We start from the raw sequence: 11,829 nt of genomic DNA, 5'->3' as shown, positions 1-11,829 counted from the left end.
ATTTTAATCTTCATACCGAACTCTTTGTTCATTTATATGATTTTACAATATTACACTTTTATTTAGAATTAATAAAAATAATATTTGATGATAAATTTCAGCCAACAAAAAAAGCGGTCCCAATGGAACCGCTTTTCGTATTATTTTTATGTATTATCCTTCTATACTCGGGATGTTTACCACTTCGTTGGTATCTTTTTCGTAATCAATACCCGGAACATTAAATCCAAATAACTGGAAGAACTCTTTACGATAACCTTCGATATCACTAATTTCTCCTAAGTTTTCTGTAGAAATAGTTTCCCAAAGAGCCGCAACTTCTTTTTGTACATCTTCACGCATTTCCCAGTCGTCGATACGGATTCTGCCTTTATCATCTAGTAAAACTTCACCGTTATCTGTATACAATCTGTCTGCAAAAAGTCTCTGCATCTGCTCAATTGTACCTTCATGAATACCTTTTTCTTTCATCACTTTGTAAAGTAGGGAAATATAAAGTGGCACTACAGGAATTGCTGAGCTGGATTGTGTAACCAAAGCTTTGTTAACAGACACATAGGAAATACCGTTAAGGTCTTTCAGCATGTCATTGATCGCTGTTACAGATCCTTCCAGATCATTTTTAGCCTGTCCAATAGTTCCGTTTCTATAGATAGGGAAAGTTAATTCAGGGCCAATATAAGAATAAGCAACAGTCTTAACTCCATCAGCCAGAACACCTGCATTCTTAAGATCTTCGATCCAGAATTTCCAGTCTTCACCTCCCATTACAGCAATAGTATTCTGAATATCTTCGTCCTTGTCTACTGGCTGGATACTGATATCTGAAACAACACCTGTATGGAAATCTACAGTTTTGTTGGTAAAAGGTTCTCCGATTGGCTTTAGTACTGAAGCATAAGCCACACCTGTTTTAGGGTGCGTACGTCTTGGGGAAGCTAAACTGTAAACAACTAAATCGATCTGACCTAAATCTTTTTTAATAAGATCAATTGTCTGCTGCTTTACCTCATCGGAGAAAGCATCGCCATTGATACTTTTTGCATATAGTCCTGCCGCATTTGCTTCTTTCTCGAAAGCTGCAGAATTATACCATCCGGCAGTAGCCAGTTTACCTTCTGATGGTGCTTTTTCAAAGAAAACACCAATAGTTGCTGCACCAGAACCAAAAGCTGCTGAAATTCTGGAAGACAAACCGAAACCTGTAGAAGCACCAATTACCAATACTTTCTTAGGCCCGTTTTTAATCTCACCTTTAGATTTTACATAATCAATCTGACTTTTAACATTCTGTAAAGCTCCTTCAGGGTGTGCAGTAAGGCAGATAAACCCTCTAACACGTGGTTGTATGATCATAGTTCTTAATTTTCAATATTATTTACTGAATACAAATGTAGTGAGACATGACAAAATGCACAAATAATCTGTTAAATCGTGGTTTGTTTTTCATTCTTTTCGTAGAAAAAATGAATCAGGATAAGCCAAAAAAGTTATTTTGAAATTTTAATTTATCACTTTTTATAAACTGAAAAACCTTGTCAAGATCAATAATTATCTAGGTAATAACACTAACAAGATTAAAAAATTATTTCGTTGTTGTAAAGTCAATAAGATAATTCTGGGCAGGATTTCCATCTTTAGATCTGAAACCTCCGTCAAATAACATCTGATGGTGTGTATTTGGTAAAACTTCTATCTCATACACAACTGTTTTATTATTATTTATAAACTTTAAAAATTTCTTCTTTTTCACAAAAGATTCTTTACCTAAAGGTCCATAGTCGATACCATCTCTAAAAGGATTCATTTCCTGAGAAAAAGTTACAGAAAGTGTTTTAATATTCGGATTTACATTTTTGCTGCCGTTCTCAAATTCGGTGATACCAACAACCACAGGTCTATTCTTCTCATACTCGTCCTTATAATAAGAAACAGGTTTTTCAAAATATCCAGACTCTTCAACAAATGCCCATAAAGCCGCTTGATTATTATAATCTAGTTCAATCATTTTTTTAACTGCAGACTTTTTATCGGCTTGTTTATCATAGTATTTTTTTACAAGCGCATACCCCACAAAGTATCCCAAATCTGCCATTTTAAAACGGTTGTTAGTTGCATTCCATATCCAATTATTCCATGTATATGGTGAAAACATTTCTTTTACAAAAACATCTTTAATCTCTGTTTCATGGGCATAACCATAGTCAATAGCCGGGGTTGGAGATTTCTGATTCATTGATAATGAAGCTATAAATTCAGCTACTCCTTCCATCACTACCTGGGTTAATAAGTTATTCCCAATAGTAGATTTTTGCTGTGTATGAATATATTCGTGAGCGGCCAGGAATGGAAAAGAATCAATAGGATTTGTTGCAAAATAGGCTTTTAGTTGCGGATAGCTTTTATCCATTTCAGAAATATCTACATCTTTATCTGCAAAAGCACTTTCGGTACCTATCAAAAGATTTCCGTTCATTACGGTACCATTTGTTCTTAACAGACCTACTGTAAAGTAAGCGTTAGCTGATTTTGCTTCGGGATAGATTCTCTTTAAGGCAGTTATACTTTTCTCAACATTTTTCGCCTGTTTTTTATACTTCAAAGTACGGGATCTTATGGAAGACCAAAACTTCGGGTATTTTCCAATAACATCAATATATTCCTGTGCAGAATATCGCCTTGCCTTCATAATATCATGCAACCCCTGTGTTCCTTTATCTATGTACATTGTCTGAATCAGACTTAATTTTTGTGCGGAGTCTTTTGTTTTTATGATTTTATCGTAGGTTTTCCAGAAATTATCTACATCTTGTGTGAATACTTTCTGACTAAACAGCAATACGGGTGAGCAAGCTGCAATGAGGAATAATTTTATTTTCATATGTTACTTTAGCTAAGTTTAATTGGTGTTAATTTCTATTCTTGTACTTCTAATTAAATTGATATTACACTACTTTTATCTGTTATAAATTTTCCAGAGTTCTTCCTGCAGCATGACATCATAGCGGCTTTTAATCAGGTTATAATTCGCCTGAAGCCAGTTATTACGGACCACAAAGAAGGTATAAGCGTCCATTAGACCTTCTTTGTACTTTTCTTCTGATTTGTCAAAAGATAATTTTTGATTTTCAAAATTTTGCTGAAGAAGTCTGTATTTTTCTTCTGAGTTCTGGTACTGAATCTTAATAGATTTCAATGCAGCAACCAGATTGCTGACTGTTTTTTCTTTTTCCAGATCGGCATTAATTTTATTAAGTTTTGCTATTTCCACATTGGATTTTACCTGTAGTTTATTGAAAACCGGAATACTTAGATTAAAATATACCTGCTGATTTTTGTTTTGGTTAAACTGATCTGAAAATGCTGTTGTAGGCTGATTCCCTCCCAGTACTTTACTATAAAAAGTAGACCACGAATACTGCCCGTTCAACGTTGGTAAATAACCGCTTCTTTCGACTCTGATCTTTTCTGCAGAAACCTGAATCTCTTTTGCAGCAGCCAGATAGGCGGGATTCTTTTCCAGCATTTCTTTTACAAAATTTTCATCTGAAAAGGCCAGAACAGAAGATGTATCCGATGTATTCTGTGCAAAATCTATATTATCTGAGGTAATGGCTAGTGCATTGAGAAGATTGTTTTTGGAAATTTCTTTTTGATTTTTGGCAGATACCCATTGCTCCTGCAAAGTTCCCATATTTGCCTTTATATCGTAGATATCGCTTTTAGGCCTGTTACCTATTTCCACTTCTTTTTCTGTTCTTTTAATCTGCTCCTCTACTCCATCCAGCTGAGTTTTCAACACTCCGAACCATGCTTTGTCGTTTTGATACTGAAAGAACAACTGAATAACATTTAATGCAATATCGTTTTGTACAGCTTTCAAGCGGTAATCGGAACTTTCTTTATTCATTTTGCTCAGCGAAATGTTCATAAAATTCCTCCAGTTGAATAACTCCCAGTTAGCAATTGCCGAGAATTGTGTTGTACCTACATTTAATGCTTCACGCTGATTGGTTCCCGGATTAATGGTTGAACCAAAACTATAATTCTGACTGGTGCTGGCAGAAACAGAAGGCAACAGCATTCCTTTGGATGCTGTGATTTCCTGCTTACGCTGGTCCACTTTCAGAATACTTTGCTGCACTGTAGGATGTTTACTTATAGCATAATCTACTGTTTTTTGCAGATCCCATTCTTCGGTTTGCTGAGAAAACATAAAGGCTGATATGCTAAGGAAAATAAGTTTTTTAAACATGATGGTTGGTTTAATAATAGGTCAATGGATGAGTTGATGAATGATCAATGAGTGAATAGTGAATTTTCTAACTTCTAACTTCTAACTTCTAACTTCTAACTTCGTAATTAGCATCATTCGTATTTCAGGTATTTTACCAGTTCTACTTTAGTAGCTCTGTAGGCTTTAATACTTGTCACCAGGAACGTCAGCAATAAGAGGATCACTAAGCTTAAAATATAAGGCCACCAAGGCATCTCGATACGGTATACAAATTCTTTCAGCCATTCGTTCATAAAATAATAACTAAACGGAATACTTATAAACACTGCCACTGCAGTAATCCACAGAAATTTCTTTGTCAGATCTTTTATCAATGTACTGTCAGATGCTCCCAATGTTTTTTTAACAGCAACATCTTTCAGTTTCTGCTCTATCATCAAACTGGATAATGCAAATAATCCCAGGAGTGCTACAGCTAATACTACAGAATTAAGAATTGAAAATAGCAGTCGTTGTTTTTTAAATTTATCAAAAGTCCGGGCAAAATTCTTATTCACAAAATTTCCTTCGAATGGATACCCTGGTTCTACTTCTGTTTCCCAATATTTTTTAATACGCGCAGTATTTTCTGCTATATGATCACCAGAAAGTTTTATCTGTAAATTGTTCATCTGATTTCTGGACCAATACCTCTGATAATTAAAGAACATCATTGGGAAAACATCATATTGTACACTTCCGTAATGAAAATTCTTTACAACACCTATAATAAGCATATTGTCACTTTTATCGTCCATTCCACTGGAGATTTCTTTACCTATAGCCTCTGAAGGACTCCAGTTCATTTTTTTCACAAAAGACTCATTTACAATTAGTCCACGTGCGGTATCTGTCGTCATCTTAGGATTCATCTCACGGCCTGCAATAAACTTTATTTTATAAAATTTAAAATAATTAAAGTCAATAGCCCCAATTCCGGCAGATGTCGCTTTTGTAGAATCTCTTTTATATTTAGCACCCGATGAACTGGTAATTCCGCCACCCATTGTATGTGAAGATCCGGTAATATCTATTACACCAGGGAAATGTTTTATTTTATCTCTGTAGCGTTCGTACTTTCTCTGATTGTAATTCTCATCTATAAAGTTGGTTTTCTTGAAATTAATCTGAAAAACCTGATCTCCACTAAAACCTAAGTCTTTATTCATCATATAATTCACCTGAGTGTATATAATCAACGAAGAAATAATAAAAAATGAAGAGATAATCAGCTGCAAAGACAGGATTGCATTGCGAAGCCAGACACCATGTCTGCTTCTTGCAAAATTTCCTTTCAATGTCTGAATAGGTCTAAAATTGGAAAGATATAATGCCGGAATAATTCCGGAGAAAAGGGCAAAGGTGACTACAATGAGGAAAGTATAAAGATAAATATGAATTCCTTCTACCTTGATTTCTTTCTTCAGAAATTTGCCATATACAGGTAGTAATAATTCCAGTAAAACCAGTGATATAACAAATGCAGTGATATAGACAATAAAAGCCTCCAATAAAAACTGCAGAACTAACTTTCCTTTCGAGCTTCCCAATGCTTTGCGTACTCCTACCTCTTTAGCTCTTTGTGAAGCCTGTGCGGTATTGAGGTTGATAAAATTAATACCTGAAAGAATTAAAATAAGCCCTGCTAAAGTCATCAGAATTACAATAGATTTCTGATCTCCTTTCATAATCCCTGAGCCTTTGGCTTCAAGTTTCATATCACGGACATTAGTCAAATGAACTTTAATTGGATCTCTGTCATCTGCCCACCCAAATTTACTTCTGTCTGCTCTTTCGTTGTCGTCATCCCATTTGGATAATTTTTCTTCAAGCTTAGCAATATCTGTATTAGGTTTTACTCTGAAAAATCCATAGAAACTATAATTTGTCCAATTGTCGTTGTTATCAATATTAGATTGTCTTACTACAAAGCCACCTCTGAATATTGTATTTTCTGCATCAGCAGGGTTCTTATAAATGGCCTGTACCACATATTTACTGCCATCATTATCTGCCACTACAACCTTTCCGATACTGTTCAGGTAGTCTTTACCAAAAAGAGCCTTAGCAGTTTCTTCGGAAAGCGCTGCGGAATGTCTATCTACTAAAATATTATTGTAACTGCCTGCTACTTTAGGAAGTTGTATTACTTTAAAAAAGTCTTCGCTGGCGGCAATTGGTATAGTATAAACAGAACGCCCATCAGCTATCAGTTTAGTTTTATCATCCTCTCCTATATTAGCAACTACGGAATAATTTTCTATTTCCGGAAACATTTTCGGAGCAGTGCGTAATAACGGGTAATTTATATTAGAGACATAATTATTTTTTGCAGTCTGTAATTCTACAAAATAAATATTCTCTTTATTCGGCACCCATTTCTCATAAGATCTCTCGTCTTGCCAGTTTAGAAAAACCAACAGAAATATTGTTAAGCCCATAGACAATCCTAAAAGATTGATGAGCGTAGTAAGCCAATTTTTATAATAATTGCTAAATGCTATTTTAATCCAGTTGCGTAACATAATCAGCTAATTGTTAATGATTAATTGTCAATGGTTAATTTCGTAATTCTAACTTCTAATTTCTAACTTCGTTATTCGTATTTCAGATATTTTACCAGCTCTACTTTGGTTGCTCTGTAAGCTTTAATACTCACCACAAAGAAAGTTAACAGTAAAAGAATAACTAAACTCAGAACGTAAGGCCACCATGGCATCTCAATTCTGTAGGCAAAATCTTTCAGCCATTCATTCATAAAATAATAGCTTATCGGTATACTTATTAATACCGCTATTCCTGTAATCCAAAGAAATTTCTTTGTCAGATCTTTTATAAGTACTCCGTCTGATGCTCCTAAAGTTTTTTTAATCGCTACATCTTTTAGTTTTTGTTCGATGATCAGGCTGGACAATGCGAACAATCCTAAAAGTGCAACAACTAAAACTAAAGCATTGAGAATGGAAAATAACAAGCGTTGCTTCTTATATTTGTCAAAAGTCTTAGCAAAATTTTTATTGACAAAATCACCTTCAAAAGGGTAACCTGGCTCCACTTCTTTCTCCCAATATTTTTTGATGCGTTCTATATTCTGAGAAATATTGTCCCCGGAGAGTTTAATTTGCAGATTGTTCATTTGGTTCTTAGTCCAGTACCTTTGATAATTAAAGAACATAATAGGTGAAATTTCATTTTTCACTCCGCCATAATGAAAATCCTTCACCACCCCTATAATCAACAAATTATAACTATTTTCAGCCAATCCGCTTGATATTTCTTTACCAATAGCTTCTGATGGTTTCCAGCCCATGCTTTTCACAAAAGCTTCATTTACAATAAGCCCCCTCGCCGTATCTGTAGTCATTTTTGGGTTAATATCCCTGCCTGCAACTAATCTTAGTTTGTAAAAATTGAAGTAATTAAAATCTATAGCTCCGATTCCGGCGGATGTAACTTTTGTGGAATCTCTTTTATCTTTAGCGCCTGTAAAATTTCTAAGGCCATTGCCTATGCTCTGTGATGAACCGGTAATATCTAATACTCCCGGAAAATGTTTTATCCGGTCTCTATACAATTCATATTTTCTTTGATTATAATTACCATTCTTAAAACTGGTCTTTTTAAAATTAATCTGAAATACCTGATCTCCATTAAAGCCCAGATCTTTATCCATCATATAGTTTACCTGCTTATAGATAATCAAAGAAGAAATAATAAAAAATGAGGAAATAATAAGCTGTAATGACAAAATAAGATTACGCAACCAGATACCATGTCTGCTGCCTGCAAAGTTTCCTTTCAACGTTTGAATAGGCTTAAATCCGGAAAGATAAAGCGCCGGAATAATACCGGAAATAAGGGTAAAAGCCAGTACAATAAAAACTGCATATAAATACACCTGAAATCCCTGTATTTTAATCTCTTTCCCCAGATATTTCCCATACATTGGTAAAAGCAGCTCCAGTATGACCATGGAGATAACAAATGCTGTAACATAAATAATAAGGGTTTCTAGTAAAAACTGAGTTATTAATTTTCCTTTGGAACTTCCCAAAGCCTTACGTACACCTACTTCTTTAGCCCGTTGTGATGCTTGTGCTGTATTAAGGTTGATAAAATTAATTCCGGAAAGAACCAAAATAAGACCCGATAAAGACATCAGAATGATAATAGACTTTTTGTCTCCCTTCATCAGCCCCCATCCTTTAGCATCGAGCTTCATATTTCTAATATTAGTTAAATGAGCTTTGATACGTTCTCCGTTATCAGCCCATCCATTTTTTCGATTTTCAATTCTTTCATGATCATCGTCCCATTTTGAAAGTTTTTCTTCCAGTTTAGCTAAATCTGTATTGGGTTTTACTTTAAAGAAACCATAGTAACTGTAGTTTGTCCAGGCCTCCTTACTATCATTAACAGAAGAATCGCGGATTACAAACCCACCCCGAAATATTGTATTCTCCGATTCCTCAGGATTTTTATAAATAGCATGTACAATATATCTGCTTCCTTCATTATCCAGTACCACTGTTTTCCCGATACTATGAAGATAATCTTTCCCAAAAAGCTGTTTGGCTGTATCTTCGGAAAGCGCTATAGATGTATTATCTATCAGAATATTTTCATAGCTTCCCGCTACTTTGGGAAATTCTAATACTTTAAAGAAATTTTCGTTTGCAAAAATAGGAGTAGTATAAACAGAATGCCCGTCTGTAGTTAATTTATTTTTTACGTCCATCCATATATTAACGATCGTAGATGTTTCTATTTCCGGAAATGCTTTAGGAGAAGTGTACAAAAGTGGGTAGTTGACCTGGGAAACATAGCTGTCTTTTCCGTTTTGCAATTCGATCAAATAAACATTTTCACCATTCGGAACCCATTTTTCATAAGATTTTTCATCCTGCCAGTTGAGAAATACTAACAAAAATATTGTGAGTCCTATAGATAATCCTATAAGGTTAATAAGAGTTGTTAACCAGTTTTTTTTATAATTCGTAAATGCTATTTTAATCCAGTTCCGTAACATAATCAGCTAATTGTTAATGATTAATTGTTAATGGTTAATTTTCTAGTTTCTAAAATCTAATTTCTAGCTTCTAACCTCGTTATTCGTATTTCAGGTACTTTATCAGTTCTACTTTTGTTGCTCTGTAGGCTTTAATACTTACGACAAGAATTGTCAGCAATAAAAGAATAGCTAAGCTTAAAATATAGGGCCACCATGGCATCTCGATCCGGTAAGCAAAGCTTTTCAACCATTCGTTGATAAAATAATAGCTTATCGGTATACTGATTAAAACTGCGATCAGTGTTATCCACAGGAATTTTTTGGTCAGATCTTTTATGAGTATTCCGTCCGACGCCCCTAGTGTTTTCTTAATAGCTACGTCTTTCAGTTTCTGTTCTATCATTAAACTGGACAGCGCAAATAATCCTAAAAGTGCCACTAACAAAACAATGCCATTGAGAATTGAAAATAAAGTCCGCTGTTTCTCATACTTTTCGAAAGTTCTGGCAAATTGTTTGTTGACAAATTCTCCGCGGAACGGATACCCTGGTTCAACCTCTGTTTCCCAGTACTTTCTGATTCTGGCTATATTTTCATCGATATTTTCACCTGTTAACTTGATTTGTAAACTGATTAAATTATTTCTGGTCCAGTACCTGTCATAATTAAAAAACATGATTGGCTCAACTTTATACTGTACATCATCGAAATTCATATCCTTTACAACCCCAACTATAATCATATTTCTTGCCTTACTATCAGTGTTGCTTGTCATTTCTTTACCAATTGCTTCCTGATTATTCCAGCCTATTTTTTTGATAAAGGCTTCATTTACCACAATTGCCTTTGTTGTATCTACAGTTAGCTTTGGATTAAAATCTCTTCCGGAAAGAAACTTGATTTTATAAAATTTCATGAAATTCAGATCTATAGCACCAACACCAGCATCTACAGACTTAGTAGAATCCCTTTTATATTTAATTCCTGTTGTACTGTTAACTCCGTTTCCTAAAGTCTGAGCAGAACCTGTAACATCAACGACACCCGGGAAGTGTTTTATCTTCTCACTGTACAACTGGTACTTCTTCATATTATAATTATTTTCCCATGATATCTTATTAAAATTAAGCTGATAAACCTGCTCACCATAAAAGCCTAAGTCTTTTTGCATCATGTAATCGACCTGTTTATAAATGATGAAGGAAGAAATTATAAAAAATGAAGAAATAATAATTTGGAGCGTCAGAATAGAATTGCGTAACCATATACCATGTTTACTTCTGCTAAAGTTCCCTTTCAGCGTCTGAATTGGTTTAAAACCTGAAAGATATACAGCAGGTACAATTCCTGAAATAAATGCAAATCCAAAAATAATCAGTACTGTATACAGATAAATCATGGGATCTTCCATTCTTATTGTTTTATTCAGAAACTTACCATATAGTGGCAGTAAAAATTCTAAAAGAATCATCGATATAAAAAACGCAGTGATATAAATAATATAGGTCTCCAGTAAAAACTGTATAATCAATTGTCTTTTGGAGCTTCCAAAAGATTTTCGCAAACCTACTTCTTTCGCTCTTTGTGATGCCTGAGCTGTATTGAGATTAATAAAATTAATGGCAGAAAGGATCAGAATAAGTCCCGACAAAGACAATAAAATTAAAATTGATTTTTTATCTGTTCCTTCAAGCCCACCGCTTTTTGCATCCAGTCTCATTTTTTTTATGTTCACCAGATGTATTTCAATGGGCTTTTTCATTTCCGGCCAGCCTGACTGTTTAAGCTCAATATTTTGTTGTTTCGTTTGTATTGCGGATAGTTTATTCTCCAATTCCGAAATATTTGTTCCTGGCTTCACACGGAAAAACCCAAAGAAACTGTTGTTACTCCAAATATTTTTATTAGCATCTATATTCGCATTTCTTACAACATAGCCAGGGTTGAAAATAGTATTCTCATTTTCTGCCGGTAGTTTATAAATGGCCTGAACAACAACTTTTTTACCATTTTCATCTTTTGTTACCGTCTTTCCAATACTCTCCTTGTAGTTATCCCCGAAAAGCTGTTTTGCAACGTCTTCAGATAATGCTATTGAGTTTTCATCCACAAAAAGATTATTATAACTACCTGCTACCAAAGGGAAAGGAAGAACTTTGAAAAAATCTTCTGATACCTCAGCAGAGCTATTATAACTGGAACGACCATCGGTCAAAAGACGGGCTTTATTATTTTTCCAGTAATTGATTACTGAAAAGTCCTGAATTTCCGGGAACATTTTTGCGGATACTTCCAAAAACGGATAACTGCATACGGCATTAAAATCTTTATTGTTAAAAACTCTTTCGGCATAATACACATTATCACCTTCCGGCACCCATTGTTCATAGGATTTTTCGTCCTGCCAGTTCAGAAAAACCAACAGAAATACAGTTAGCCCAACAGATAAACCTAAAAGGTTGATAAGTGTTGTAAGCCAGTTCTTTTTATAATTGCTAAATGCTATTTTAATCCAGTTCTTTAACATAATCAGCTAATGGTT

6 protein-coding genes are annotated in these 11,829 nt (G+C 34.5%); all 6 read right to left on the bottom strand.

Annotated features, from left to right (window positions below):
• Positions 1-153 precede the first annotated feature (153 nt).
• Entirely contained in the window at positions 154-1,356 is a 1,203-nt protein-coding gene (gene fabV, locus AYC65_RS02355) for an enoyl-ACP reductase FabV (protein WP_034871361.1), read from the bottom strand.
• Between the two features lie 229 nt (positions 1,357-1,585).
• The gene (locus tag AYC65_RS02350; protein WP_034871362.1) at positions 1,586-2,881 is read right to left on the bottom strand and encodes a DUF2268 domain-containing putative Zn-dependent protease; all 1,296 of its coding nucleotides are present in this window, start codon (positions 2,879-2,881) and stop codon (positions 1,586-1,588) included.
• Positions 2,882-2,956: 75 nt separating this feature from the next.
• Positions 2,957-4,255 carry a TolC family protein gene (locus tag AYC65_RS02345; RefSeq protein ID WP_034871363.1) on the bottom strand — a complete coding sequence of 433 codons (1,299 nt, stop codon included), beginning with the start codon at positions 4,253-4,255 and terminating at the stop codon, positions 2,957-2,959.
• 113 nt (positions 4,256-4,368) lie between these two features.
• Positions 4,369-6,801 (bottom strand): ABC transporter permease, encoded by a 2,433-nt coding sequence (locus AYC65_RS02340; protein WP_034871364.1) that lies wholly within the window; start codon positions 6,799-6,801, stop codon positions 4,369-4,371.
• A 71-nt stretch (positions 6,802-6,872) separates the two neighbouring features.
• Positions 6,873-9,305, bottom strand: a complete 2,433-nt coding sequence (locus tag AYC65_RS02335; protein WP_034871365.1) for an ABC transporter permease — start codon at positions 9,303-9,305, stop codon at positions 6,873-6,875.
• A 79-nt stretch (positions 9,306-9,384) separates the two neighbouring features.
• Positions 9,385-11,814, bottom strand: coding sequence for an ABC transporter permease (locus tag AYC65_RS02330; protein ID WP_034871366.1), 2,430 nt, complete (start codon positions 11,812-11,814; stop codon positions 9,385-9,387).
• Positions 11,815-11,829 lie beyond the last annotated feature (15 nt).

The organism is Elizabethkingia bruuniana, from assembly GCF_002024805.1.
Classification (GTDB): domain Bacteria; phylum Bacteroidota; class Bacteroidia; order Flavobacteriales; family Weeksellaceae; genus Elizabethkingia; species Elizabethkingia bruuniana.
This window is presented reverse-complemented; position numbering and strand designations above follow the sequence as displayed.